The sequence below is a fragment of the Ignavibacteriota bacterium genome (assembly GCA_016218045.1).
Lineage (GTDB): Bacteria > Bacteroidota > Ignavibacteria > SZUA-365 > SZUA-365 > JACRFB01.
On record JACRFB010000041.1, the window covers coordinates 32,303 to 58,476 of the forward strand.

Here is a 26,174-nt window from a genome sequence, read left to right on the forward strand (position 1 = left end):
CCCCTGCGGGGCGCGGACGCGCGTGTGTCAGGAATCCTTCGGCATGCGCACGGTCTGCTGCGCCTGCCAGGTCGATATCTCGGCCTCGACGCTCGGATCGTTGTTGCGCTGCTGATACTTGCGCAACAGGGCTATGCCCTTGTCGAACTGACCGGTCTGATAATACAGGTTCAGCAGTATCGACATCGCGTTGCGGTTGGACTGGTCGCCCATGATGAACTTCTCGACGTCGGGCATCATGAACTTCTCGACCTCGGCGGTCATCGCCACGGCCTTCTCGTTGTTCTTCGTCACAAAATATGTAAGGGCGAGCTGCGTGCGGATTTCTCCGTTCATCTCGTGTAATGCCTCGGGCATCACTTCCTCCATTTTCTGGAGCACGCGGTCGGCCGTCGCCTTGTCACCCGACTCCTGGTACACCGCCTTGGCGAGTTCCATGTAGAGGAGGCGGAAGCTGTAAATCATCTTCGAACTCGCCTCGTCGAGGTTGATGTCGGGATTGTTCAGCTCGCGGAACATGAAACCGAAGGCGCGGTTGCTGTCGGCTTCCGCGGCCAGATTCGTGAGATGTTTGATGGTCACAGGGACGTTCATCGCCGGATAGTAGCGGTACGACTGCGTCGGGAAACTGAACGGCGTGACACGCGCGCACAGTCCTTCCACAACCAGGTGCGGATCGAGGCCGAGACGATCCGACGGCGCGGTGCTGAGGGCGAAGTAGATCGGGCGCGAATTGATGTTGTTGCGCACGATGTCGAGGATCATCTGATCCTGATTCCGCAGACCGTTGGTTCCGCGTGCATCCCGCCATTGCGGCGAGACCGTCCACGCGAAACTGGTCGGCAGCGCCAAACCCTTTGCGGCGGGCATGTCTTCCATCCACGCGCGGCTGATCGTGGCGGGATTGATCGGGATCTCGACGGTGGTCGTCTCCCACGCCAGCGGTTCCATGCGGTTCAACTGCTCGTCGCTGAACGACAGCGACACCGCCTTCGCCCCGTAGGGCCGCTCGTTTTTGAGCTGCAAGGCGTACCAGTTGGTGTTCACCAGACTCAGGTTCACCACTCGCACGTCGCGGCGGATGCCCGCAACATACTGCAGGTACCAGACGGGGAAGGTGTCGTTGTCGCCGCCTGTGAAGAGGATGGCGTCCTGGTCGCAGGACTGCAGGAGATTGTACGCGTAGTCGTACGCGACGTAGTTGTGATGACGGTCGTGTGTCTGATAGTTCTGCTTCAGCATGTTGCCCGGACCCACAACCAGCAGCGCGCCCGCGAGCAGCAGACCGCCCACTTCAGGCACCGACACTTTGGAACGGAGCATGTCCCAGATGCCGAAGGCCGCGAGTCCCGCCCAGATGGCGAACACATAGAACGAACCCACGAAGAAGTAGTCGCGCTCGCGCACCTGCGGTTCGGCCATGTTGAAGTAGATGACGAGTCCGACACCTGTCATGAGGAAAAGCACGGTGGTGCTGGTGGCGGTTTTCCAATCCTTCCGGAAGTGGTAGAACATGCCGATCAGTCCGAGCAGCAGCGGGATGGCGTAATACCGGTTCGGATAGCCGGGGCTTTCCGACCAGTCGCCCGCGTCACCCATAAACACCACGGGTGCGTCCTGCAGATCGCCCGCGCGGCCCACGAAGTTCCAGAGGAAATACCGCATGTAGATCTTTCCGAACTGGAACGACATCATGTATTCGAAATCGCTCGAGTAATTCTTGTACGCATCCACACTTTCGGGATTCCAGCGGCGCGGAAGGAATTTTTTTGTCGCGAAATTGATGTTCTGCAGCGAGTTGTCATACGTCGAGCCACGCAACAGCGGATAATCGCCGTACTGCTCACGATTGAGGTAACTGTACAGGATGGCAAGATTTGTCGGCGCGTTTTCATTCAGCGCGGGTGAATCGTTCGCGCGAATAGGGACGATCGCGTACGTCGAGTAACCGAGCGCCACGAGCAGCGCTCCGAGCAGACCCATGCGCAGATGCGGATTCCATTTCTTCGCGGAGACGACGGCGATCATCGCGGCGATGAGCACGATCACGAAGAGCAGACCGCCCGTGCTCGAAAGCAGCTTCGGCAGGTATTTCACGATGCCGGGGTACACCACAAAAAATCCCGCCGCCATCAGTCCCACAAACGCCAGAATGCTCTTCACGTTCATGTCCACACGGTCGCGGTCGCGGAAGTAGATCACAAAAAACACGAAGAACAGCGCGAGCAGCGACAGAAGATGCACGCCGATGCTGAGTCCCATGATGTAGGCGATGAGCAGCAGCGACCTCTCGGAATCGAACACGCCGGCGTGGGCATACCATTCGAGCGCAATCCACACGGTGACCGAGATGAAGAACATGCCGATGCCGTACACTTCGGCCTCGCTCGCGTTGAACCAGAACGTGTCGCTGAACGAAAGGATCAGCGCGCCGATGCTGGCGGAGAGGATCATCAGCAGCGCCTTGCCGGTGGTCTGGGGATCTCCGTGCCAGAGGCGCATCAGGCGCATGCTCACGAGATACACAAACAGCACGGTGAAGGAGCTGGAGAATGTCGACATCAAGTTCACGCGGAAGCCGAGGTCCCCGAACGGCAGGAACGAGAACATGCGCCCGATGAGCTGAAACATCGGCGCTCCCGGCGGATGCGGTACACCCATCGTGACGGCGGCTGTGATGAACTCGCCGCAGTCCCAGAATGAGAGCGTCGGAGCCACGGTCATGAGAAACACGACCGAGGAGAACGCGAACACAAAAAACGCGGCGATGCGGTGAAGAACAGGGAATTTCATGGCTGCTCTGAATTATGAATTTGAATCGTGCGAAATCGTGTGTGAGGCCGGCACCGCGCCGGCGACTGCGCGCCGTCCCTCGTGGGACGTCGGCGCGGAAACACTGTGTCTCAGGGCTTCGCGTCCTGTTTGTTTTCCTGCGGACGTCGGTAGATGATGCCGATCGGCACGATCACGCAGTAGCCGAGGAACAGGATCAGCGGCGAGATGGTGACCGAGAGCGCGTTGATGTCGTCGCCCGCGGCCATCACGATGTACCCGAGAATGATCGTCAGTATCCCGATGCCGATGATCACGTAATTGAGACGCTGCGGAAGCTCGAGTTCCTGAATGAAGGCGCCCTTGCGCACTTTTTTCCTGGCCTGGAGGGGATTCACTTTTGCCATGGTCACTCCGAAATAAGGGTATGCGGTGTGTTACGAATTTTTTGCTGTTGATTGCCGCCGCGCCAGTGCACCGTCGTGCAGGCGGTACACGTCGTCGGCCATGCCGGCCAGCGTCTCGTCGTGCGTGACGATCACAAAACTGCGCCCGCTCTCGCGGCTGAGTCCGCGTATGAGTTCGTGCAGGGCCGCGGCGTTCTCCTCGTCGAGATTGCCCGACGGCTCGTCGGCGAGAACCAGATCCGGCTCGTTCACAAGCGCCCTCGCGACGGCCACGCGCTGCTGCTCGCCGCCGGAGAGCTGGGCCGGCCGCGCATGTGCGCGATGATCGACCTTGACGCGCGCCAGCAGATCCATCGCGCGCTGCTCTGCGCGCTGCCGCGTTTCCCCCGCGATCAATGACGGAAGGAACACGTTCTCGAGTGCGGTAAACTCGGGGAGCAGATGGTGGAACTGGAATACAAAGCCGAGATGTCTGTTGCGGAAGCGCGCCAGCTCGGTGTCGGGCAGACCGAACACGTCGGTGCCCGCAAGTGTGACGGATCCGCTGTCGGGACGGTCCAACGTCCCGAGTATGTGCAGCAGCGTGCTCTTCCCCGCCCCGCTCACGCCCACGATGGCCGTGATGGAGCCGCGCTGCAGCGAGAACGACACGTCCCGCAAAACGGCCTGCGCGCTCGTTCCCGAGGCATAGGATTTGCAGACGTCGCGTGTTGTCAGGATCGGATCGTTCATCGGAAGGTAAAAGAATAGCAAGATAGCAAGGGTTCACGACGCGAAGCAATGACGGCCGTATCGCAGAAAATGGTCCTTGACACGGGCGTCACTCCCAGCGCACGGCGTCGATGATCTCGACGCGTCGGGCGCGGCGCGCCGGCCACCAGGCGGCGAGCAGGCACAGCGCGAATGTGGCGCCCACGATGAGGACGATGTCGGAGGCGCGTATCTCGACAGGCAGGGCGGGAATGATAAATGCCGAGTCGAGGCGCACGAGTCCGAACTGCTGCTGCAAACCCGCGAGAGCAAGCCCGATGCAGAGACCCGCTGTCACACCCGCGACACCGATCCATATTCCCTGCAGCAGGAACAGGCGCTGTATGCGCGACTGTTCCATGCCGAGCGCGCGCAAGATGCCGATGTCGCGCTTCTTCTCGATCACAAGCATGGTGAGCGAGGCGAGAATGTTGAACACCGCCACAGCGATGATAACTCCGAGCAGCACGAAGGCGCTCCATCGCTCGATGGACATGACGGAGTACAGATCGCGGTGCAGATCGTACCAGGTGAGCACGTTCCAGCCCTCGCCCAGCACCCCCCGCAAGCGCGCGCCTTCGCTCTCGCTGCGGGCTATATCGTCGAAACGCAGCTCGAAGCCTGAGCCGGTCTCCCCGCCGCGGAAAAACTCGGTGGCCTCCCCGAGACGCATGAACACGTACGATGCATCGTACACCTTGTTCTTCGAATCGAACAGGCCGACGACGGGGCAACGAAATATGGTCGGCGTCACGACCTGCGTCAGCATCGCCTCCATGCCTGCCGGACTTATCAGCGTGATGGTGTCGCCGACGGAGATACGCAACCGGTCGGCCAGCGTGAGCCCGAGCAGCACGCCGTTCGGCTCGTGTATGATGGAACGGCCCAGTATCACCTTGCGGCGAATGCCCGAGACGCTGTCGACACGCGCCGGATCATATCCCTTCACCCAGATGAAATTGCTGTACTCCTTCGCCACAGCCATCGCTTTGCGTTCGACATAGGGCGACCATACCAGACTCCCCTTGCCCGCGTCGAGCAGCGCCGCCACTTCGACGGTGCCGCGGCCCTTTCCACCCGGCACGCGCTCGATCTTGAGATGGGGATCGACGTCCTGCAGGATCGACACCACCAGCGTGTTGAATCCGTTAAACACCGCCATGACCACGATCAGCGCGGCGACGCCGAACGCGATGCCCAGCGTGGCGAGCAGCGAGATGATGTTGATGAAGCTGAAGCGTTTTTTGCCCAGCAGGTAGCGGCGTGCTATGAATCGTTCGACGGACACGGCTCAGCGGAAACGTATCGACGTGATCGGATTGAGTCGCGATGCGAGCCAGGCGGGCACGAGCGAGGCGAGTGTCGACAGCAGCATCGCCGCGAAGGCGGGCACGAGGAATATTGGCAGCGTGAGCCGCACCGGCACCGTGGTCATGTAATACACGTCCTGCGGCAGACTGAAGAAACGGAACTGCATCTGCGCCAGCAGCAGTGCCAGGGCGATCACCGATCCGATCACCGATCCCGCGAGGCCGATGAAAAATCCCTGCGCCGTGAATATGTTCCGTACGCTGCGCTTCGAAGCGCCCAGTGCAACCAGGATGCCGATGTCGGATGTTTTTTCGATGACAAGCAGCAGCAGGGTTGCGATGATGTTGAATACCGACACCACTATCAGCGATCCCACCACGATGGGAATCAGTTCCTGCTGCAGGTCGATCCATACAAAGAGATTTCTGTACAGCGAAAAGATCGACTGCGGATCGAAGGGATACCCGAGCGCGCGCCCTATCTGCAGCGCGGTGTGTTCGGCCGCCTCGAGTGTGTCGCACTGCACGTCGTAGCCGTTGATCTGACCGGGAGCGAGGAACAGCCGCTGCGCCGCGCCGAGTCCGACAAAGACGTACAGATCGTCGAAATACTCGGCCATGCCCGTTTCGTACATGCCCGCTATTGTGTACTGCATCTTCGGTGCTTCGAGGAGCCGCTCGGGATCGGTGACACCGACCAGCACGAGCCGGTCGCCCACCTGCAGTCCGAGCCGCGCAGCAAGCCGCCTGCCCATCATAAGGGCGGGCTTGCCGTTCAATGTATCGAGTGTGAAGGCACCGTCGACGAGGCGCGCGCGGAGCTGCGAGAGGTCGCGCGTGCGGGCGAGACCCTTTACGAGCACGCCGTCGATATTATCGCCCGTGACCAGTATGGCCTCGCGCTGCAGGTACTGCGAGGCGCGCGCCACGTTCGGCACGGCCGCGAGCGCCGCGGATGTCGCGGGTGTGTCGTCCACCAGGGTGTTGCGGAAGGTGCCGACCTGCACATGCGCCGCGACACCGGTGATGTTCAGGCGCAGCTCGCGTTCGAAACCCTCAAGGATGGAGAAGGTGATGATCAGCGCCGCTGTGCCGAGGGCCACGCTGCCGGTGGCGACCAGGGTCATGAACGACAGGAAGCGCGAGACTTTCCGCGCGCGCAACGTGCGTCCGGCGACGAAGGAGACAAAGGACATGTGATGCGCGTCCGGTTACGACATGAGTGCGACAGCGTTGCCGAATTTCAGCAGGTAGCCCTTTGCGAACGCGTCGAGCTGCCCGTCCATCACGCCGTGGACGTCGCTGGTCTCGACGCCCGTGCGGTGATCTTTCACCATGGTGTAGGGCTGGAACACGTAGGAGCGGATCTGGCTGCCCCACTCGATCTTTTTCTTCGAATCCTCGATGGCGGCGAGGCGCGTGGCCTCTTTCTCGCGCTCGAGCTGATAGAGGCGCGACATGAGCAGCTTCATCGCCGTGGCGCGGTTCTGATGCTGCGAACGTTCCTGCTGGCAGGCCACCACTATGCCCGAGGGCACGTGTGTGACTCGCACGGCCGTCTCCACCTTGTTCACGTTCTGACCGCCCTTGCCGCCGCTGCGGAAGGTGTCGAACTTCAGGTCGGCCGGATTGATGTCGATCACGATCTCGTCGTCCACCTCGGGATAGACGAACACCGACGCGAAGGAGGTGTGGCGGCGCTTGTTGGCGTCGAAGGGACTGATGCGCACAAGCCGATGCACGCCAATTTCGGATTTCAGATAGCCGAATGCGTGCGGTCCGGTGATTTCCATCGTGGCGCTCTTGATGCCCGCGCCCTCGCCCTCGAGTTCGTCGACGAGCGACACCTCGAAACCGAGGCGTTCGCAATAGCGCACATACATGCGGCGGAGCATGTCGGCCCAGTCCTGCGACTCCGTGCCGCCCGCGCCGGAATGGATGGTGATGATGGCGTTACGCTTGTCGTCGGGGCCCGAGAGCATGTTCTTGAATTCGAGTTCCTCGAGCAGCGTCTCCAACTCCGTACGTTCGCGTTCGAGGTCGGCCGCGAGCGATTCGTCCTGCGATTCTTCCGCGAGTTCGATCAGTGTCTCGTAGTCGCTCGCGCGGCGGTCCACTTTGTCCCAGAAATCGACCCACTCCTTGCGTGCGGAAATCTGCTGCATCACCTGCTGCGCGGCGATGTTGTCGTCCCAGAATCCGGCCTGATGTGTGCGCTCCTCGTACTGGGCTATTTCCTTTTTCTTGGTGTCGATGTCAAAGGAACCCCCGGAGTTCATTCACTCGTTGGCGCGCCGTTCGTGCTATGGTGCTGTGCTCTTCAAACATGCGATTACATCCTTTGTGTCACTGTGAAATATGGTCGATCAGAAACGCCGGACGCGGCGGCGGCGGCGTTGCGGCCCCGCGGGCAGTACGTACACGACGATGGGCGTTGGCGAGGCGACTGTGCGCGCGGCGGGCTGCACGGGCGCAAACGCGAGGAACAGCGCAAGCAGCAGCACCGCGGCGATGCCGCGCGGTCCGGCCGGTTCACGATGAGGCATGCTCGTCGTTCTCGTGATACCGCTCATACGCGTTGATGATGTCCTTGACGAGTTTGTGCCGCACGACGTCGGCCTTGTCGAAATACACAAACGACACGCCCTCGATGTTGTGCAGGATCTCGCGGATTTCGACGAGCCCCGAGGTGGTGCGCGAGGGCAGGTCGATCTGCGTGATGTCGCCCGTGATGATGGCGCGTGAGTTGCCGCCGAGGCGCGTGAGGAACATCTTCATCTGCAGACTGGTGGCGTTCTGCGCCTCGTCGAGGATGATGAAGGCGTTGTTCAGCGTGCGCCCGCGCATGTAGGCCAGGGGCACGATCTCGACCGTGCGCCTTTCGATGTAGGCCTTGAGACGGTCCGACGGCAGCATGTCGTCGAGCGCGTCGTAGAGCGGCCGCAGGTACGGATCCACTTTCTCGCGCAGGTCTCCGGGCAGGAAGCCGAGACTCTCGCCCGCCTCCACGGCCGGACGCGCCAGCACGATTTTGCCCACCTCGTGCCTGCGCAGCGAGGCCACCGCGGCCGCGACGGCCAGGTAGGTCTTGCCCGTTCCCGCGGGTCCTATCGCAAACACGATGTCGTTCTCGCGCACGGCCTTCATGTAGGCGATCTGCCCCGCGGTCTTCGCCTTGATGTAGTCCTGCTTCGCATAGAGGACAACATTGTCCACTTCTTCGGGCGACACCTCGAAGGCGGTGCCGCTCGTCATGATGTCCATCACCGTCGTGACATCGCGCTCGCTGAGCGTGTCGGTTTTGTTCACGACAAAGATGAGTTCCTTGATGATCCGTTCCACCTGATCCACCGCGGCATCCTCGCCGCGCAGTATCATGGTGTCGCCGCGGGCGATCATCGTCACCTCGAGGCGCTGCTCGATGAGCCGCAGATTGGAATCGTTCGCGCCGAAAAGCACGAGCAGATTCGTTGCGGGCAGTTTGATTCGTCGTTCTATGGATTCCACGCCGTCGTCGTCCTTGTTCTTCACTCGATGCAAAGAAAAACCCTTACATCGTTGCAATGTAAGGGTTTTTCCGCATATCTCTGCGGAGTGCGGGACGCTGCGCCCGCGACTCTTATTTGTTGACGTTTTCCGGAGTCTTCGGCTGATCCGTCGTTCCGCCTGTGCTCACCGGTGCTGCGCGTTTCGAGCGGTAATACTTGCGCGCGGCCGATTCTTCCTCGGGCGTGAGCGGCGCCGGAGCGGGGATCTTCAGAACCTGACCCGGATAGATAAGGTCGGGATTTTTGATCTGCTCGCGGTTCTTCTGCCAGATTTTCGGCCAGCGGAATGCGTCGCCGTAGATGTCCGGCTTCTTGGCGATGTTCCAGAGACAGTCGCGGTCCTTCGCCCAGGTGCCGACGGTGTAGGTCTTCTCGGCCTTGCCCAGCGTCTCGCGTAGAACCTTGATGTTCTCGCCGATACGCTGCACGCGATCGTAGAACGCGGGAAGCAGGCTGATCTTGTTGCCCGCGAGATTCTTGTACTCTTCCTCGGCTTCATCCACTTCGGCCTTTCGGGCGAGCAGATCCATCGGGGACAGGCGCAGAAGCTCCGACACCTTGTTTTCGAGACGGCGCAGACGGGCCTCGTAGGCCTCCACATCGGCGCGGGTGGCGCCGACAAGCGCGTACAGCTCGTCAATGCACTTTTCGTAGTCGGCCTGCTTCTGGCGAAGCAGATTGTTCTTGTCGTTCAACTGCGCATCGAGGGTGCCGTCCTGGCGCTTCAACTCGCCGACCCGCAGTTCAAGCTGGCGGATTTTCTCCGTCGCCTGCTCCTCGGTCATGCGCTCCTCTTCCTGCGCAAACAGCGCGGGCGTCGTTGCGCACAACAGCGCACCGAGCACGATGGTCAAAAACAGATAATTGCGTTTCATAATGTGATCTCCTGTTTCTTTGCTTGGATGCCCGGGTTTCCGTTACATGCCCTTCCAGTTCGACAGGCGCTGTTTGACAAGTTCCTTGTCTTTTGCGCACTGATCGAGCTTGGCATCCTGCGCCGAAATCTGGCGATCGAGGGATCCGATCTGTGACTGTTTGTTCTGGATCGAAGATTCGAGCGAACTGATCTCCCGCTCCAATTGCCGAATGCGGTCGAGCTGCTCCTGCGTTGCATACGAGGTGCAACCCGACATCAACACGCCGGCACCAATTGCGATGGTGGCAAATGCCAACACCACCTGGCTGCGGAGTTTCTTCATTGTGTGCCTCCTCTTCAGTGGCCTATTAAAGTAGAAAATGAGATTGAAAGCGTAACTCAAGCTTCGGCAATAATAACTACAAGGAGTGACACTGTCAAGCTATTTTTTCCGTCAGACGCCCGAAACAGCGGAATTTAGTCGGTACAGGCGGGTGTTGCGGGGATTTCCTCCGGCAGCGGACCCGTATCCGGCCCCTCGTCGCCGGCATAGAGGAAACTAAAGAGTAAGTCCTCCGATTCCGCCAGTGTTTCGGGCTTCATCAGCGCCATACGCATCGCCTTTGCATTCCGCGAGTGTCGCAGATATGCCGCGTAATGTTTGCGCATCTCGAATACCGCGCGTCGTTCGCCCTTGTATTCGGCGGCGAGACGCAGGTGGCGGATGGCGGTGAGCAGACGCTCCGCGTAATCCGGCGGAGCGAGATGTTCCCCCGTCTCGATGAGGTGCCGCGCCTCGCGGAATATCCACGGATTGGTGATCGCGCCACGCGCTATCATCACGGCATCGCAGCCGGTTGTGTCGAAGGCGCGCCGTGCATCGTCGGCGGTGAACACATCGCCGTTCAGAATCACGGGGATGGACACGGCCTGTTTCACTTTTTCGATCCACGACCAGTCGGCCGCGCCCGAGTGGCCCTGATCGCGCGTGCGGCAGTGTACTGTCAGGGCCTGGATGCCCACGTCCTCGAGCATCCGCGCGAGTTCCACGATGCGGATCGAGTTGACGTCCCACCCGAGCCGCGTCTTGAGTGTGACGGGCAGCCGCACCTGGCCGACAATCGTGCGGGCCATTTCGACCATCGCGGGCAGATCGCGAAGCAGTCCCGCGCCCGCGCCGCGCATCGCGACATTTTTCACCCAGCATCCCGCGTTGATGTCGAGCACATCGGGCCCGGCCGCCTCGGTAATGCGCGCGGCTTCACGCATGGTGTCGAGATTGCCTCCGTAAATCTGTATGCCGATCGGCCTCTCTGCGGGGTGTATGCGGAGTTTCAAGCGCGTCTTGGTCGGTTTCGCGCTGCGGACGAGTCCGTCGGCGTTGACGAACTCTGTGAACACCATGTCCGCGCCGAACTCCTTGCAGAAGAGCCGGAACGAGATGTCTGTGACGTCCTCCATGGGTGCGAGGAGCAGGCCGCCCTGTACGCCAAGTGTTTCGAGCAGATTCATGCTCCGCCTCCGAGCGCGCGTCTGTACACGTCCACGGTCCGCGCGGCAGCCGCCTGCCATGTGAATGCGGCCGCGCGTGTGCGCCCGCGCGCGGCGAGTGTGACGCGCAGCGTGTCATCGGAGGCGATGCGCCGCATGGCCGCGGAGAACTGCTCCTCGTTTTCGGGATCGGCCTCGAGTGCCGCGTCACCTGTCACTTCGGGCAGCGACGCGCGGCCCGAGCTGAGCACGGGCACGCCGTGTGCCATCGCGTCGAGCGGGGGCACGCCGAATCCCTCGTAGAGCGAGGGGAATACGAGCGCGGTGGCGTGTGCAAGCAGCGACGAGAGTTCGGATTCCTCGAGGTATCCCGTCGCGTGCACACGGTCCTCTACCCCACACTGCCGCGCCAGTTCCATCAGAGGATAGCGCGGATCTTCAGGGCCGGCGACGAGCAGCGGCGGAAGCGGCCCCTCGCGCAATGCCCGCGCATAGGCGCGCAGCATCAACGCGAGGCCCTTGTACGGATCACGTCTGCCGATATACAGGAAGTACGATCCCGGCGCCGCCGCTGTGCGCAGGCGCGCGGGGAACGGCGAGCCCGACATGGCGATCTCGGGAGCGACGTGTATCACGTCCACGCGCGAGGTGTCGATGCCCAGTATACGCGCGAACTCCGAACGGCTGAATGCCGAGACGGTGATGATGCGCGCGCTGCGCCGGAACGCCTGCATCACCGCCAAACGATACAGCGGCAGCAGCCGCGTCTTCTTCGACCGCGCGAGCATGCCGGGCAGGGCCAGCGGTACGATGTCGTGCACGGTGGTCACAACCGGCACGGCGCGGAGAAAGTACGGCGCGAGGAAGTCGGGCGCATGAAAAAGATCGTGTTGTCCTTTTTGTACGAGGCGCGGGATTTCGCGCTGATGGCCGGGCCGGTACAGCGCGCCCGCCTCGATGCCCGCGGTGACGTCGAGCAGTTCGGCGCGTGTACGCGCGCGTGTGATGCGGCCGCGCGCGTAGACGTGGAGTTCCACGTCCGCGGTGTGATGCTCCGCCAGTGCCGCGCACAGCTCTACCGAGTATGCGCCGATGCCCGAACGCGCGGTCGTGATGGCGTGCGCGTCGAAGACGAGACGTATGGGACGAACCTCAGCCGCCACCGAGCCGCGCCTGCAGTATGTCGGCGATGCGCGCGCTTGCGCGCCCGTCGCCGTAGGGATTTGCGCTCGCGACCATGCGTGTGTACGCGTCGTGGTCGTCGAGCAGTGTCGCGACCTGTCCGCTGATGCGCGCGCGGTCGGTGCCCACAAGCACCGCCACTCCCGCCTCCACGCCCTCGGGGCGCTCGGTCACCTCGCGCATCACCAGCACGGGCTTGCCGAGCGATGGACCCTCCTCCTGTATGCCGCCGGAATCGGTCAGCAACAGGACGCTCGAATCCATGAGCAGCAGCAACTGCTCGTAGCGGACGGGATCGATGAGATGTATGCGGTCGCGGCCGGCAAGCACACGTCCCACCACGTTTCGCACATTCGGATTCGGATGCACGGGATAGACGATTTCCACGTCGGGATACGTGTCGATGATGTCGGCCATGGCGAGGCACATGTGCTCGAACGGCTCGCCGAAACTCTCGCGCCTGTGCGCCGTGACGGTGATCAGGCGCATGTCGCGCGCGAGGATACGCGCGGCCGTTGTTTGGGACAGGCCCGCGTCCTCGAGAAGTCGCGCGCGTTCGCCCGCGGGCCACGCGTCGAGTATGCCGCTGCCGAGCTGCAATGCGTCGACGACGGTGTTTCCCGTCACGTATACGTCGGAGGACACGTGCCCCTCGCGCAGCAGATTGTCGGCGGCGCGTTGTGTCGGCGCAAAATGGAAGTCCGTCAGCGCGCCGCACAGTTTCCGGTTCATCTCCTCGGGATACGGACTGTACTTGTCGAATGTGCGGAGCCCCGCCTCCACATGCCCCACGGGCACGCGGTGGTAATACGCCGCCAGTGCCGCGGCGAACACGGTGGTTGTGTCGCCCTGCACAAGCAGCACATCGGGTCGCAGATCCTCGAGCACGGGTTTCAACCGTGTCAGCACCGCCGACGTGACATGCTCCAGCGTCTGGTTCTGCACCATGACGTCGAGATCCACATCCTCGCGTATCCCGAAAAAGTCCGTCACCTGCCGCAAAAGCTCACGATGTTGTGAGGTAAAACACACACTCACGCGGAACTCGTCGGGCCGGGCCTTCAGCTCCGCAATCACGGGAGCGAGCTTTACGGCCTCAGGCCGCGTTCCGAAAGCGAGCAGTACATGGATCATAATTGGTCGTATTCTCTCTGTGCAACATGCGGCGGCATCCGCCGCCATCGTTACAAGATACGTCCAAGAGGCGACTCAACGTAACCGGCCGACGTGGGATTCGTGGCACAAAGGTGATGTAGCAAAGTGGCAAAGTGGAAAAGTGGCAAAGTGGAAAGTGGAAAGTACGAACGTTGCCACCTTGCTACTTTGCTACTTTGCTACATTGTTACACGCAACTTGTAACGTGGATACGTGTAACGTGTAACGTCAGTACAGCCGCGCGGCGTCCGATTCGGATTCGGCGCGCAGAATTGCGCCGATCTCCCCGCGCAGGCCCGCTATTTCATCGAGCAGCCGCGCGCGTTCATCCCCGCGTGTGTGCCGGAGCTGCGACTTTCTGAACGCGAGGCGTGTGGCGAGCTGCACATAGACGCGGCGGTCTATCGACGGCGGAAGCCAGCCGAGAATTTTCCGTTTGCTGCTGTACGGCAGGTAATTGAGATGTACCTGCGGCAGGAGTCCGCCGCGCGCCTCCTCGAGCAGTTCGGAGAGGATCACCTGATTTTCGGTGAATAGCGAGACCTGCATCACCGCGAGTATCACCAGCAATCCGAGCGCGATGAACAGTCCCTGAAACATCGGCAGTTCGGCCACGTCGAGCAGCGACCAGTGATTCCAGAGCGCGTGTATGCCGATTGCGGCGGCAATACCCGCGGGACCGAGAGCCCAGCGCAGGCGGCGGAAACGGTACTTGCCCACTCCGACAAACACGCCGAACATGCCCGTCGCCATGGCGTGCATGACGGCGGTGTAAAATGTGCGGAGTATCACACGCTCCGCCCACTCGTCCGCTGTTTTTGCGTGCAGGAAGTACAGGAAGTTTTCCGTCATGCCGAAACCCAGTCCGATGGCCATGCCGTACACGACGCCGTCGGTGATGTTGTCGAAACGTCTGTCACGCGCGGTGTAGAGGAGGAAGAGTCCTTTCGCGAACTCCTCGATCATCGGCGCAACGAGCACCACGTCCTGCTGGTCGGTTGTGCCGAGCAGCGCCTTGATCCCCTGGCTCCCCAGCAGGCCGAAGATGATCGCCCCTATCGCGCCCCAGAGAAAGTTCAATGCAAGCAGGCTCAGCGGCTCGCGGTCGTAGCGGTCCATCACCCAGATGATCCAGAGATACAGGAGCATGGGCACGACGGCGAAGACCAGCGAGGCCAGGGCTTGCATGGCGCCTCAGGTTGCGAGGAGCTGGCCGATATCGGCGCGCAGCCGCGCGACGTCTTCCTCGAGCACTCCCAGGACGGCGCCCGTGCTGGCGCGCGCCTGCGACTTCCGGAACGCGAGCCGTGTCGCAAGTTGTGCGTAGCGCTTGCGGTCCACGCCCTCGGGCACCCAGCCGCGGATCTTGCGTTTGCTGCTCGACGAGAGGAACGGCACATGTCCTTCTGGGATCACGCCGCGCGCAGCTTCGTCCATCAACTCGCGGCGGAGCACGCGGTTCTCGTACGAAAGCGAAAGCAGCAGCACGATCACCACGGCCACGGTGCTTCCCGCGATGAAGAGCAGCCCGAGTCCGGCCGCGGCCGCGTCGTTGACGCTGACGGTGAAATTCCAGAAGAAGTGCACGAGCATCGCGATTCCGAGTCCCAGCATGCCGAGCGGCACGCGCCACCCGCGCACCTGGAATTTTGTGAGTCCGAAAAACGCGCCGACGATGCCCGTCGCGAGTGCGTGCATCACGGCCGAAAACAGGGTGCGCACCACGACGAGGACGACCCACTCCCCTGTCGACGCGGCGCCGAGGAAGTACATGAAGTTCTCGGTCATGCCGAAGCCGAGGCCGATGGCCATGCCGTACACGAGTCCGTCGGTCATGTTGTCGAAATGGCGGCTGCGCACGGTGAAGAGCAGGAACACGGCCTTGGCGGGCTCCTCCACCAGCGGCGCCACAAGTATGGCGTCAAGAAAATCACCTGTCCCGAGCATCGCCGATGTGAACAGACTCAAAACGATGGCAAAAAAAATCGCGCCGAACGCGCCCCAGGCAAAATTCGCGGCCACGAGCCCGATGGGTTCGCGGTCGTAACGGTCCATCATCCAGATGATCCACAGGTACAGGAGCATGGGGACGACTGCAAAGACGAGGGAGGCCAGTGCGAGCATGGATAGCTGGTGATGTTGGAAAAAATGGTGCGGCGCAAAATAGGGAAATGTGCCGGCAAAAACATCCGGCCCTGTTGCCGCACCGTCGGGGACTTACTCTTCGGTAAGGACCGCGCGTGTCAGGCGCGCGCGTTCGATGCGCCGTTCGTTGACGATCAGTATCTCGATTTCGACGGCATGCCAGCTCGCGCGGTCGGGCCCTTCGGGGATACGCCCCATCACCTTGGTGATGAATCCGCCGACGGTGTCGTATTCGTCGCTCTCAGGTATTGCGAACGGCGCCACGTCGTTGAAGTCGGAAATGGTCATGCGTCCCTCGACCTCGATGCCGTCGGGCAGCATGTCGTAGGTCCTGCTCTCCTCGTCGTATTCGTCGCGGATGTCGCCGACGATCTCTTCGAGTATGTCCTCGAGTGTGATGATGCCCTCGGTGCCGCCGAATTCGTCCACCACCACCGCGAGATGTATGCGCTTGCGCTGGAAGTCTCGAAGCAGATCCGATATGGGTTTTGTGTCCGGCACAAAAAACGGGGGACGGATGATGTCCTGCAGAATGATGATGTTCTGATGCTCGATGAGACTCACCACATCCTTCGCGTAAATCACGCCGATGATGTTGTCGAGGGATCCGCGGTACACGGGCATACGTGTGAACCCCTCCTGCACCACACGTTCGAGAATCGCGCCCGGAGCCATCTCGTAATCCACCGCCACGACGTCCTTGCGCGGTATCATGATTTCGCGCGCAGTCTTGTCGGTGAAGCTCAGGATGCTCTCGATCAGTTCGTGTTCCGTCTTGTCGAGCACGCCGGCCTTGGTGCCCTCTTCGAGCATGTCCATGATGTTTTCCTCCGACATCACGGCATCGCTGAACTGCGCGGTGTGGCCCGACGGGCGCAGCAGCATGTTGGCCGAAAGGGTCAGCAACCGCTGCGGAATGCGGAACAGCCGTGTCAGCAGATGCAGCAGCGGCGCGCTCCGCAATGCCACACGTTCGGGATAATGCGAACCGAGCGCCTTGGCGAACAGTGAAATGAGTACCAGCGACAGGCCGGTCATGACGGCCGCCGTCATCACGGCCACACCGATGCGTGTCGCGGGATGCAGCCACCACGTCTCGGAACCCAGCTCGAGCGAGGCCATCCACGCGTCGAGGTGATACGCCCCGATAAAGGCGGTGAGGAAGAGTATAAATGTGGTCGCGATCTGCACCGCGCCGCGCACACTTTCCTGTTCGGCTTTCAGTCGCAGGCAGGTCGACGCCCTGTGGCGCCCCTCTTCCGCGAGTTCCTCGAGACGTGCGCGTGACACGGCGTCCAGAGCCACTTCCCCCGCGGCAATAAGCATGGAGATGATCACGCCCCCCGCAAAAAGGAGTGCGTCAATCACGGGATTCGAGGTCATGCGTGTTCCCGCCGGACAGTGGCGGCGTCACAATCCGCGACGGTGCGTGTCGCATCCGTCATAACGCTGCTCCCTGCAGTGTGGGCGCATAAAAGACAGCAAGCGACGCGTCACCGCGCCGCTGTATGCCTGGTCTTGGGTGGGATTCGTCGTGCACGTGGAGAAAACTCCGGACGGTCGACGCGCCGCCGACCTTCCGCCGGCTCCTTGTGAACCGGCGGCAGGTATCAGGAAAGGCCCTGAACGAACTTCGCCAGCTTGGACTTCTTGTGCGCCGCGGTGTTCGTGTGGATGATACCTTTCGTGGCGATACGGTCGAGCATGGACGAGACCTTCTTGTACAGCTCTGCCGCCTGTTCCTTCTGCTTCGTGTCGCGAAGCTCCTTGATCATGTTCTTCATGCGCGTCTTGTACTGACGGTTCCGCGCGCGCTTGCGCGACGCAGTCCTGACGCGTTTCTCTGCAGACTTATGTTGAGGCATACCGCTCCTGAATGAAAGAAAAACAAATACAAAGATACGTCCGGGAGCAATATCGCACAAGCGGGCGTTTATTCCGCTTCAAAAATCACCGCCGTGCCGTATGCCAGCACCTCCGTGACACCCTGCATCACCTCGTTGGCGTCGTAGCGCATGCCGATTATCCCATTCGCGCCTATGGCCTCGGCGTGCTGTACCATGATGTCGAAGGCCTCCGCGCGCGTTTTCTCGCACAATTCCGTGAACAGCGTGATGTTTCCGCCGAAAAGAGTCTGAAGACTGCCGCCGATCGTGCCGAATATGTTGCGCGAACGAACGGTGATACCGCGCACAATTCCAAGATTCTTCACGATGCGCTGGCCGTCAATCGTAAAGGCGGTGGTGACAAGACTGTGGTTCATGGTCATTCCGTGATGGTGTTTGAACAGGAAACGACTTCGAGCAATACTACGCAAATTTGCAGCACCGAGCCACCGGCTGCATTTTGATCCTCACCATAACCCGTTGCAAGTTGTAACTCATTCTTCAGCGTCGCCTTCTACCTAAACTCTGCCCACTTCGCTTTTCTCTTTTCCCTTTTCTCTTTTCCCTTTTCTCTTTTCCCTTTTCCCTTTTCTCTTTTCCCTTTTCTCTTTTCCCGAAAACCCGAATGGACTCGCGAAAACAACTCAAACAGGCATACAAAAACGAACCCAAAACAGCGGGCGTGTTCCAGATTCGCCATATCGACAGCGGACGGATCTTCTTCGGCAGCAGCAAAAACCTGCACGGTGTCTTTGCAAAGAACCGTCTGCAATTGACCATGGGCGGTCACCTGAACTCCGCGCTGCAGGCGGACTGGACCCGCGACGGCGCCGATGCATTTGTCTTCGAGATAGTCGAGACACTGCCGGTCAACGAGGATCCGGCACACGACTACGGTCCCGACCTCGACATTCTCGAAATGATTTGGATCGACAAACTCGCCCCCTTCGCGGGCAACGTGTACAATACGAGCCGGAAGGTGCGTCAGGCGTGAGCTTCGGGACGCCCCCTTTCTCACACGCGACGGTTCGGTGATATCCGCCTATTGCAGTATGTGAAGGGTGCCCGCACTCTGCTTCGTGCCGGAGTGTGCGCGGTAATGATACACACCGTTCGGCATGAGTGAACTGTCCCACATCGCTCTCGACGCGGCGTCACTGCGGATGTGTGCGACGTGTACACCGAGTGTGTTGAAGATGTCGATCTCGAACGCGGTCTCGCGCGACACCGGAACGTCGAAGCGGACGATGCCGCGCGCAGGATTCGGGTATGCGTGAATGGTGAAGTCCGTTTCTCCTACCGGCTGCCCGTTTATTCCCGCCACTATATCGCGCGGGAGGCGCAGGGCCGGATCTCCGGAGAGGACCATACGCATTGCTTCCCAGGCAGCGCTGCGCTCACGGATCGCCGCGAGCAGCGCCGAGCCGACCGCGACACCGTCGTTGATCATGGCCCTGTGCGCGTATGTGAGAATGGACGAAATTATTCCTGCGTAGTTCAGGCCCGACGAACCGATCGTCGCAACCGCGCCGCCCTTCGGTCGCAGAAGCAGCGTGCCGAATAATTCCTCCTGCCCTGTGAGCGCCTTCTGTGAACACGCCACAGTGCTGACGACGAACGGTGACGCGGGCAGGGCAACCGAGTCCAGGTTGTCATACGTCAGAAGTCGCTCGTGTGACCAGCCCCAGCGCGCCCCGTGTCCATAATACAAGAGGACGCGCGTGCCCGAGCGAAGCGTATTCCACATGGTTTCGCGGGACGCGTACTGTGCCGAGCCCGCGAGCGCGGATAACATCACGCGCCGCGTGGCCGAGGGGAAATTGGACGAGGCGTCGTTCTCCGCAATAGTCTCGAAGAGGGCCCCGTCCCGGGAGTCGATCAATTGCAGAAAGTCGAGCGGCACATCGCCGCGCCGCATCGAGTCGGTAAAATACCGCGTCTTGGCGAGACACAGTTCCGCGGCCGCGCTGTCGGATACGGGGAAGCGTCCGATGGCGGCGTCGGGCTGTGTGTCGTTCTGATTTTGATTGACCACGAAAGGCCAGTCGTGATAGGCGGTGTCCGGCACCTGCATATCGGTTGAAACATGCTGCCACGTGGGGATGATGTTGCTATCGCCGAGGAGCAGAACGAATGCGGGATACGGGGGCGTCCACGTCGTCATCGCGTAGCTCAGAAAATCACGCAGCGACTGCCGCGACTCCGCGGCCGGAAATTCGCGCGCGATATCGGCGATGTCGACGGGCATCGACACAAGGCCTTTCGCGGCACGCCACTGTGCATGCAATGCGGCTGGACCGGCGCAGACGGAGGAATGGATGATCAGGTAGTCCGCGTGATTCGCGGAGGAATGAAGCTGCGCGTGTACGGTACAGGACAGGACGAGGACAAGCAGAACACCCACTCCGCGGAACAGCGCCATGGTACACCCTTTAATATGTCGGAAACTGGATGGAACAGAATGTTTCGAATCTACCGGTATCAACGGTCCGGTGCGAGGCAGATCCGCGTCCGTGATGTACTGGTGACTCTTCCGTCACTGCCGTGGTGGAAGGATGCGCCACCTGTCTGCGCGACGTGGCCGCGCTTGTGGTCCGGCCGCTTACTCCCAGCCATCCGCGACGCGTGGTTTTGCTCCGCGCGTAAATGACAGCAGCAGTGTCATGGCGGCAAAAACAAGATAGGCGAGTCCGAATTGTTGCGGCACGCGTGCGGCGAATCCGTCGAGTGTCCATGGCAGGTACATGGCGCCGTCGGGCAGAGCGGAGTGCACCACACCGAAGAACGAAAGCACGGCGAGAACGGTGAGATACGCCGCGGCGTGTTTCAGCCGTTTGTCGATCAGCTCTGCGAGGAAGGCGCCCCACAGCATGGCGGTGACAATGAAGCCGTTGCCCAGGGCGACGATGACCAGCAGTTCCGGAAGGGCCTTGCCTGCTCCTGTGAGCAGGGCGGCAAATCGCGCGGGATCCACGTACTCGGGATTGCCGAGTTTTATCGCGAGCAATCGTGCAACGGTCGGAAAAAACGCGAAGCCCACGGCCCACGCATGCCGCGAGGGGCAGGCGTGGAACGACTGCATCATGATGTCGAGGGCGACAAAGATCAGAATCGGCGCCAGCGCTGCGCGGGGAATCAGTTCGACCACAAAGGACACATACCCGAGCATGCCACCGAGACCGATGAAGAGTCCGGTCGCGAGTGTGTACCCCGCGCGTGCTCCCATGCGTTTGTAGGCGGGCTGACCGATGTACGGGGTCGACTGTGCAACGCCGCCCGTGATGCCAGCCAGCAGCGTCGCAAAGGCCTCTGTGAGCAGGATGTTGCGCGTGTTGTAATCGTCGCCCGCAACACGCGCGCTTTCGGTGGTGTTGATGCCGCCGACGACGGTGAGAATGCCGAACGGTATCGAGAGGGGGAGATATTTCAGCGCGGGCTCAAGTCCCGTGATGAAGTCGAGTGTGGGAATCGGCAGGCCGAAGTGCAGTTCGAGCGGGGGGAAGGCAAAGGCGCTGCCGCCTGCCCAGCCGGAGGGTCCGAGCGCGTAATACAGAGCGGTTCCAACGACGACGGCGACAAACACTCCCGGAAGATTCCACGGCAGTTTGACGCCTGCCACGAGTGTGGTGAAGACGATGCCGAGGGCGACGAGTCCGACAATCGGCATCCCGAATATGTCGATGAGCGGTATGGCGCCGATGAGGGCGAGCCCGATGCCCGCAAGAGAACCGAGCAGGCCCGCCTGCGGCACTATCCTCTGCACCCACTGACCGATGAAGGAAAAGACCACCTTGACCACACCGATCATCACCATCGTCGCCATGCCGATGTACCAGGTCATCATCGCGGCATCGCGCACGGCCATACCGTCGGCCTTCATCGCGAGGAAGGCGGGGCCGAGCACCACCAGCGCTATGCCGATGGTCGAGGGCGTGTCGAGTCCGAGCGGCATCGCCGTAATATCGGATCTGCCGGTCTTTTTCATCAGCCGCCATGCCATCCACGTGTACACCGCATCGCCGAACAACACGCCCAGCGCCGTCCCGGGAAACATCCGTGTGTACACGATGTCCGCCGGAAAACCGAACGCAAAGATCAGAATGCCGGCAAGAAACGACAGCACCGTGAGATTGTCGAACATCAGGCCGAAGAAGCCGTTGAGGTCGCCCAAAGCAAACCAGCGGACACGCGTCGATGAGGTCATACAGGTGGAAAGTGAAAGGTGGAAAGTGGAAAGTGGAAAGTGGAAAGTGGAAAGTGAAAAGTGGAAAGTGGAAAGTGAAAAGTGGAAAGTGGAAAGTGAAAAGTGGAAGGTGGAAAGTGAAAGGTGGAATGGGAGCATGATTCCCACGCGCGAGTTCGTGTCTCTCAGCTCCGAGCTCCTATATCCTATATCCTAGCTCCTAGACAAGCATTCCCGCAATCGCCGCCATCATCCACGTCGCGATGCTTCCTCCGAGGACGGACCGCAGCCCGAGGCGCGCGATATCAGCGCGGCGGTTTTCCGCCAGCGGACCGATGCCTCCGAGCTGAATCGCCATCGACGAGAAATTGGCGAAGCCGCAGAGCGCGTAGGTTGCGATGACGATCGATTTGTCGCCGAGCGCACCCGCGCCGACCAGCTCAGCCATACGGGAATAGGCGACAAATTCGTTGAGCACGAGTTTGATGCCGAGCAGGCTCCCGACATTCATCGCGTCGTGCCACGGCACGCCGATCGTATAGGCGATGAATTGGAAGACGAAACCGAAGAGCAGTTCGAGCGAGAGCGGACCGCCATATGCCGCGCGCAAGGCCGTGTTCCATCCGGCAGCATCGCCGACCCAGCCGAGCAGCGCGTTTGCAAGCGCGATGACGGCGATAAACGCGACGAGCATGCCGCCGACATTGATCGCGAGGCGCACGCCGTCGGCGGCGCCCGACGCGGCTGCGTCGATCATGTTCACATGTGTTTTTTCGATGGAGAGTTTGACGGATCCCATCGTCTGCGGCTCGCCTGTTTCCGGCACGAGCATTTTTGCGACGACCATCGTCGCGGGCGCGGCCATGATGCAGGCCGCGAGGAAGTGGCCTGCGAATCGCACCTGTTCGGCCTCCGCTGCGGTGCCCGCGGCCGCTGCGGCGGCGGTGCCGAGCATCTGCACGTAGGCGGCGAGCACGCCCCCGGCGATGTGGGCCATCCCGCTGGTCAGCACCGTGAAGAGTTCGGATTCCGTCAGCGTCTTGAGATAGGGGCGGATGACGAGTGGTGCCTCGGTCTGGCCGATGAAGGTGTTGGCCGCGACGTTCAGCGACTCCGCGCCGCTTGTGCCGAGCACGCGCAGCATGATCCACGCCATGCCCTGCACCACCCGCTGCATAAGGCCCGCATGGTACAGGATGCCCATGAGCGCGGCGAAGAAGATGATTGTCGGCAGCACCTGAAACGCAAAAAAGAAGCCGAGACTGCCCTGCGCGCCCGGGGCGTTTGCGAGCGGGCCGAATACAAATCGAGCGCCGTCGGCCGCGAAGCCGAACACAAATACGAAGAAGCGGCTCAACTCCTGAAACACCCAGCGACCCGCCGAGGTTTTGAGAACCAGCAGAGCGAAGCCGAATTGCAGCCCTATGCCTATTGCGACAAGCCGCCAGGGAATACGTCTGCGATTGGTGGAGAAAACAAAACCCACCGCGAGCACCAGCACGATCCCGAGAAGACCGCGCACTACGCCATCAAATGTCATGGATACACAAACGATCAGGAATGAACAGCAAGGGGAAGTCGCGCCGGCTCCGCTAAGCGCAGTCCCATAATGCAGAATCCTGCGATGAAAATCCACCGCTGCGTGTCCTTGCCTGCGCCAGCATTTTGCTCAACCACCTAGTATCCTCACAGCCGCGTGAGGATACGGGAGACAGTCCTCGAGCCAACTCCTGCCTCCCGACTTCGCTTTGCTGTATCCGCACACCCGCGTGAGGATACAGGAGGAAGGAGACAGGAGACATGCACTGAGTCGACTCCTGTCTCCCCGTCCCACTCAGTTTCATCCTCGCATTCGCGTGAGGATACAGGAGGAAGGAGACAGGAGACACGCACTGATTCCACTCCTGTCTCCTGTATCCCGTCTCCTCACTCGCACCCAGAAGATCGGCCTACCCATCTACCATCTACCAACTACCCATCTACTCCTGTCTCCTGCCTCCTGTCTCCTCACACGAACAGAGCAGATCGATCTACCATCTACCCATCTACCAACTACCAACCTACTAAGCCAAAAAAAAGCCCCGCACTTGGCGGGGCCTTGTAAACACAAAGAATGAAAAACTACTTCGCGAGCGCCATCTTGATCGTCTTCGTAAACGTCAAGCCCGACTCCACACCCGTCATCGTGATCGTCGCGACATAGTTGCCGCTCGACAGATTCGTGGCATCGAAGTTCGCCGTATGCACCCCCGCGTCAACGCGGCCGTCAACAAGCGTCGCGATTGTGCGTCCGTACATGTCGCTCACCGTGAGTGTCACCTGCGAGGCTTCCGGCGCGGTGTAACGGATCGACGTCGAAGGATTAAACGGATTCGGATAGTTCTGATCCATGTCGAAGGTCTCGCGCGAGAATGCGCCCGGCTTCGGTGTTCCGTGCGTCTTCATCCAGTTCAGCTTGATCGCGATGTAATCGAAGTTGTTCACCAGGCCGTTGCCATCGCTGTCCATGTAACACCCCATGGCGGTTTGCCAGGGCACGGACGGCTGGCCGACCCACATGTAATACGTGAACGGATTCGTCGGCGCGTCGGCGCGGTAGCGGGCCGGACCGGACAGCCACATCGGAGCCAGATTCGCATCGAAGATATATTTGTTCAATGCCTTGCGATCGCCGAAGTTCGCGATGCCGTCGTTGTTCACGTCGCCGGGATACACAAGGCACGGCGTCTTGCCGGCCGCGATCAGCATCAGCGAGTTTGACGGGAGTGGCTTCGTGAGCGGCGTGTTGCACGTGCTCAGCGATGTCACCTGATAGTCAACTCGGTAGTACCCCTCGGGGAGCGTCGACGGAAGCGTGATCGGCTGCGAGCCATAGAGAGGTATGCCGGCCTGCTTGTTGACGGTGAACGACGTGGTCCACTCGGGCACACTCGTCGACCCGCCGATGCGGAAGAACTTCAGATCGAAGGTGGTGCTGGTTGCACCGGCCGGGAACAGCACCGAGTACTTGAAGTACATGGTCGCGCCCGGATTTGTGTACGCCAGCGGATTACCGGCCTGATCGGTGGCATCGATGGTGATAGCATCGGCCGGAATGTTGCAGCCCTCGGCATACCGCACCGCGCCGAACCACTTCCAACCCGAGACGAAATTCCATGCGGGCACGCCGCCGGCGGTCCCGCCATACACACCATACCCATCAACAACGATTTTCAGACGTGAATCCTGCCACGTCGATGGCACTGCCGCGCCGGGCTGACCCCAGACGACGAGGTTGTCATTAAAAAGGACAAACGACGCTTTTTCTCCCGGCGCAAGCACCAGGTTGATGTCGACGGGAATTTCTTCCAGGCCCACAAACACGGGACAGTTCGCGGCGAGGTACCCTGTTCCCGCATAGGTCCAACCCGTGTTCACCGCCTGCTGGGGACCGAGACGGTACCACACCTCGACATTCCCCGCGCCGAGGTAACAGATCGACGGACTGATACGGCAGATCTTGACATAGTCGAGGGCCTCGACTTCGAAGGAGATTCCTTCATACCCTGATGCACTGCCTGTGTACTGGTACGCTGTCAGAAGGTACGGGCACTGAGCATGTGCCGTGCCCGTGTTCGTGAAGAACGACCCGAGCAACAACGCGCCAAAAAGCATCACCACAAACGCGAAACGATGGGACATAAAACACCCCTCTTTCTGATGGTTGAATTGGCTCACACCGGTGTGGTCATGAAACCTTGATTGTTCAACAGAAGTGAACTCCAACAATGTTAGATCGTTTCTTCCATGATTGCAAGGTAAAATCATGTGCCAATTTGTCACACTCCTTTCGATTACCACCAATTCACCCACGATTTATCGCGTTTTCCCTCTGTCATTTCGTGCAACACTGCTTAGGCGTGTCTTCCGATTTCATTGCGCTGTATCCTCACATCCGCGTGAGGATACAGGAGGAAGGAGACAGGAGACAGTCCTCGAGCCACCTCCTGTCTCCCGACTTCGCGTTGCTGTATCCGCACAGCCGCGTGAGGATACAGGAGCAAGGAGACAGGAGACAGGCCTCGAACCAACTCCTGTCTCCCGACTTCGCTTTACTGTATCCGCACAGCCGCGTGAGGATACAGGAGGAAGGAGACAGGAGACAGTCCTCGAGCCAACTCCTGTCTCCCGACTTCGCTTTACTGTATCCGCACAGCCGCGTGAGGATACAGGATAAAGGAGACAGGAGACAGGCACTGAGTCGACTCCTGTCTCCTGTCTCCTGTCTCCTCACACGAACAGAGCAGATCGATCTACCCTCTACCATCTACCAACTACCAACCTACTAAGCCAAAAAAAAAGCCCCGCACTTGGCGGGGCCCTGTAATCACAAAGAATGAAAAACTACTTCGCGAGCGCCATCTTGATCGTCTTCGTAAACGTCAAGCCCGACTCCACACCCGTCATCGTGATCGTCGCGACATAGTTGCCGCTCGACAGATTCGTGGCA

At 60.6% G+C, this 26,174-nt stretch carries 23 protein-coding genes; 1 reads left to right on the top strand and 22 read right to left on the bottom strand.

What is annotated here, in order from left to right; translation table 11 throughout:
• Positions 1–27: 27 nt before the first annotated feature.
• From HY962_11125 to HY962_11210, 18 genes are all read right to left on the bottom strand, one after another.
• On the bottom strand, positions 28–2,793 hold the full coding sequence (locus tag HY962_11125) for a DUF2723 domain-containing protein (protein MBI5647472.1): 2,766 nt from the start codon (positions 2,791–2,793) through the stop codon (positions 28–30).
• A gap of 110 nt (positions 2,794–2,903) precedes the next feature.
• Complete coding sequence (locus HY962_11130; protein MBI5647473.1) at positions 2,904–3,179, bottom strand: hypothetical protein; 276 nt, start codon at positions 3,177–3,179, stop codon at positions 2,904–2,906.
• A gap of 30 nt (positions 3,180–3,209) precedes the next feature.
• Positions 3,210–3,911 (bottom strand): ABC transporter ATP-binding protein, encoded by a 702-nt coding sequence (locus tag HY962_11135; protein MBI5647474.1) that lies wholly within the window; start codon positions 3,909–3,911, stop codon positions 3,210–3,212.
• A gap of 88 nt (positions 3,912–3,999) precedes the next feature.
• On the bottom strand, positions 4,000–5,217 hold the full coding sequence (locus HY962_11140; protein ID MBI5647475.1) for an ABC transporter permease: 1,218 nt from the start codon (positions 5,215–5,217) through the stop codon (positions 4,000–4,002).
• A gap of 3 nt (positions 5,218–5,220) precedes the next feature.
• Positions 5,221–6,435 (bottom strand): ABC transporter permease, encoded by a 1,215-nt coding sequence (locus HY962_11145; GenBank protein ID MBI5647476.1) that lies wholly within the window; start codon positions 6,433–6,435, stop codon positions 5,221–5,223.
• A 15-nt stretch (positions 6,436–6,450) separates the two neighbouring features.
• A complete protein-coding gene (gene prfB / locus HY962_11150; GenBank protein ID MBI5647477.1) occupies positions 6,451–7,518 on the bottom strand; it encodes a peptide chain release factor 2 in 1,068 nt (355 codons plus the stop codon).
• An 87-nt stretch (positions 7,519–7,605) separates the two neighbouring features.
• Positions 7,606–7,785 carry a hypothetical protein gene (locus HY962_11155; GenBank protein ID MBI5647478.1) on the bottom strand — a complete coding sequence of 60 codons (180 nt, stop codon included), beginning with the start codon at positions 7,783–7,785 and terminating at the stop codon, positions 7,606–7,608.
• Positions 7,772–8,746 (bottom strand): PhoH family protein, encoded by a 975-nt coding sequence (locus tag HY962_11160; protein MBI5647479.1) that lies wholly within the window; start codon positions 8,744–8,746, stop codon positions 7,772–7,774. Before HY962_11160 ends, HY962_11155 begins: the two co-directional genes overlap by 14 nt.
• A 112-nt stretch (positions 8,747–8,858) precedes the next feature.
• Positions 8,859–9,317, bottom strand: a complete 459-nt coding sequence (locus HY962_11165; protein ID MBI5647480.1) for a LysM peptidoglycan-binding domain-containing protein — start codon at positions 9,315–9,317, stop codon at positions 8,859–8,861.
• A 387-nt stretch (positions 9,318–9,704) separates the two neighbouring features.
• Positions 9,705–9,986: a hypothetical protein gene (locus tag HY962_11170; GenBank protein ID MBI5647481.1), complete on the bottom strand. Its 282-nt coding sequence runs from the start codon at positions 9,984–9,986 to the stop codon at positions 9,705–9,707.
• A 134-nt stretch (positions 9,987–10,120) separates the two neighbouring features.
• A complete protein-coding gene (gene dusB, locus HY962_11175) occupies positions 10,121–11,155 on the bottom strand; it encodes a tRNA dihydrouridine synthase DusB (GenBank protein MBI5647482.1) in 1,035 nt (344 codons plus the stop codon).
• Positions 11,152–12,297 carry a glycosyltransferase family 4 protein gene (locus tag HY962_11180; protein ID MBI5647483.1) on the bottom strand — a complete coding sequence of 382 codons (1,146 nt, stop codon included), beginning with the start codon at positions 12,295–12,297 and terminating at the stop codon, positions 11,152–11,154. Before HY962_11180 ends, dusB begins: the two co-directional genes overlap by 4 nt.
• The gene (gene wecB, locus HY962_11185; protein MBI5647484.1) at positions 12,287–13,450 is read right to left on the bottom strand and encodes a UDP-N-acetylglucosamine 2-epimerase (non-hydrolyzing); all 1,164 of its coding nucleotides are present in this window, start codon (positions 13,448–13,450) and stop codon (positions 12,287–12,289) included. The genes HY962_11180 and wecB overlap by 11 nt, the downstream gene beginning before the upstream one ends.
• A gap of 249 nt (positions 13,451–13,699) precedes the next feature.
• Positions 13,700–14,659, bottom strand: a complete 960-nt coding sequence (locus HY962_11190) for a PrsW family intramembrane metalloprotease (GenBank protein ID MBI5647485.1) — start codon at positions 14,657–14,659, stop codon at positions 13,700–13,702.
• Positions 14,660–14,665: 6 nt separating this feature from the next.
• Positions 14,666–15,595 carry a PrsW family intramembrane metalloprotease gene (locus tag HY962_11195; protein ID MBI5647486.1) on the bottom strand — a complete coding sequence of 310 codons (930 nt, stop codon included), beginning with the start codon at positions 15,593–15,595 and terminating at the stop codon, positions 14,666–14,668.
• A 93-nt stretch (positions 15,596–15,688) separates the two neighbouring features.
• The gene (locus HY962_11200; protein MBI5647487.1) at positions 15,689–16,999 is read right to left on the bottom strand and encodes an HlyC/CorC family transporter; all 1,311 of its coding nucleotides are present in this window, start codon (positions 16,997–16,999) and stop codon (positions 15,689–15,691) included.
• A 227-nt stretch (positions 17,000–17,226) separates the two neighbouring features.
• Positions 17,227–17,481, bottom strand: a complete 255-nt coding sequence (gene rpsT / locus HY962_11205; GenBank protein ID MBI5647488.1) for a 30S ribosomal protein S20 — start codon at positions 17,479–17,481, stop codon at positions 17,227–17,229.
• 68 nt (positions 17,482–17,549) lie between these two features.
• A complete protein-coding gene (locus HY962_11210; protein MBI5647489.1) occupies positions 17,550–17,879 on the bottom strand; it encodes a YbjQ family protein in 330 nt (109 codons plus the stop codon).
• A gap of 248 nt (positions 17,880–18,127) precedes the next feature.
• Between HY962_11210 and HY962_11215 the strand changes: the two genes are divergently transcribed.
• The gene (locus HY962_11215) at positions 18,128–18,496 is read left to right on the top strand and encodes a GIY-YIG nuclease family protein (GenBank protein ID MBI5647490.1); all 369 of its coding nucleotides are present in this window, start codon (positions 18,128–18,130) and stop codon (positions 18,494–18,496) included.
• Positions 18,497–18,544: 48 nt separating this feature from the next.
• On the opposite strand, the gene HY962_11220 is transcribed toward HY962_11215, so the two are convergent.
• From HY962_11220 to HY962_11235, 4 genes are all read right to left on the bottom strand, one after another.
• Positions 18,545–19,924: a hypothetical protein gene (locus HY962_11220; protein MBI5647491.1), complete on the bottom strand. Its 1,380-nt coding sequence runs from the start codon at positions 19,922–19,924 to the stop codon at positions 18,545–18,547.
• Between the two features lie 180 nt (positions 19,925–20,104).
• A complete protein-coding gene (locus HY962_11225; protein MBI5647492.1) occupies positions 20,105–21,706 on the bottom strand; it encodes a hypothetical protein in 1,602 nt (533 codons plus the stop codon).
• A 199-nt stretch (positions 21,707–21,905) separates the two neighbouring features.
• Positions 21,906–23,225: a NupC/NupG family nucleoside CNT transporter gene (locus HY962_11230; GenBank protein MBI5647493.1), complete on the bottom strand. Its 1,320-nt coding sequence runs from the start codon at positions 23,223–23,225 to the stop codon at positions 21,906–21,908.
• 581 nt (positions 23,226–23,806) lie between these two features.
• Positions 23,807–25,366 (bottom strand): T9SS type A sorting domain-containing protein, encoded by a 1,560-nt coding sequence (locus HY962_11235; protein MBI5647494.1) that lies wholly within the window; start codon positions 25,364–25,366, stop codon positions 23,807–23,809.
• Positions 25,367–26,174 lie beyond the last annotated feature (808 nt).

Bases quoted from the DNA above. Each gene is read 5' to 3' on its own strand.
- HY962_11125 (MBI5647472.1), bottom strand. From the start codon at position 2,793: ATGAAATTCCCTGTTCTTCACCGCATCGCCGCGTTTTTTGTGTTCGCG.
- HY962_11130 (MBI5647473.1), bottom strand. From the start codon at position 3,179: ATGGCAAAAGTGAATCCCCTCCAGGCCAGGAAAAAAGTGCGCAAGGGC.
- HY962_11135 (MBI5647474.1), bottom strand. From the start codon at position 3,911: ATGAACGATCCGATCCTGACAACACGCGACGTCTGCAAATCCTATGCC.
- HY962_11145 (MBI5647476.1), bottom strand. From the start codon at position 6,435: ATGTCCTTTGTCTCCTTCGTCGCCGGACGCACGTTGCGCGCGCGGAAA.
- prfB (MBI5647477.1), bottom strand. From the start codon at position 7,518: ATGAACTCCGGGGGTTCCTTTGACATCGACACCAAGAAAAAGGAAATA.
- HY962_11155 (MBI5647478.1), bottom strand. From the start codon at position 7,785: ATGCCTCATCGTGAACCGGCCGGACCGCGCGGCATCGCCGCGGTGCTG.
- HY962_11165 (MBI5647480.1), bottom strand. From the start codon at position 9,317: ATGGATCTGCTCGCCCGAAAGGCCGAAGTGGATGAAGCCGAGGAAGAG.
- HY962_11170 (MBI5647481.1), bottom strand. From the start codon at position 9,986: ATGAAGAAACTCCGCAGCCAGGTGGTGTTGGCATTTGCCACCATCGCA.
- dusB (MBI5647482.1), bottom strand. From the start codon at position 11,155: ATGAATCTGCTCGAAACACTTGGCGTACAGGGCGGCCTGCTCCTCGCA.
- wecB (MBI5647484.1), bottom strand. From the start codon at position 13,450: ATGATCCATGTACTGCTCGCTTTCGGAACGCGGCCTGAGGCCGTAAAG.
- HY962_11190 (MBI5647485.1), bottom strand. From the start codon at position 14,659: ATGCAAGCCCTGGCCTCGCTGGTCTTCGCCGTCGTGCCCATGCTCCTG.
- HY962_11195 (MBI5647486.1), bottom strand. From the start codon at position 15,595: ATGCTCGCACTGGCCTCCCTCGTCTTTGCAGTCGTCCCCATGCTCCTG.
- HY962_11200 (MBI5647487.1), bottom strand. From the start codon at position 16,999: ATGACCTCGAATCCCGTGATTGACGCACTCCTTTTTGCGGGGGGCGTG.
- rpsT (MBI5647488.1), bottom strand. From the start codon at position 17,481: ATGCCTCAACATAAGTCTGCAGAGAAACGCGTCAGGACTGCGTCGCGC.
- HY962_11210 (MBI5647489.1), bottom strand. From the start codon at position 17,879: ATGAACCACAGTCTTGTCACCACCGCCTTTACGATTGACGGCCAGCGC.
- HY962_11215 (MBI5647490.1), top strand. From the start codon at position 18,128: ATGGACTCGCGAAAACAACTCAAACAGGCATACAAAAACGAACCCAAA.
- HY962_11220 (MBI5647491.1), bottom strand. From the start codon at position 19,924: ATGGCGCTGTTCCGCGGAGTGGGTGTTCTGCTTGTCCTCGTCCTGTCC.
- HY962_11225 (MBI5647492.1), bottom strand. From the start codon at position 21,706: ATGACCTCATCGACGCGTGTCCGCTGGTTTGCTTTGGGCGACCTCAAC.
- HY962_11230 (MBI5647493.1), bottom strand. From the start codon at position 23,225: ATGACATTTGATGGCGTAGTGCGCGGTCTTCTCGGGATCGTGCTGGTG.
- HY962_11235 (MBI5647494.1), bottom strand. From the start codon at position 25,366: ATGTCCCATCGTTTCGCGTTTGTGGTGATGCTTTTTGGCGCGTTGTTG.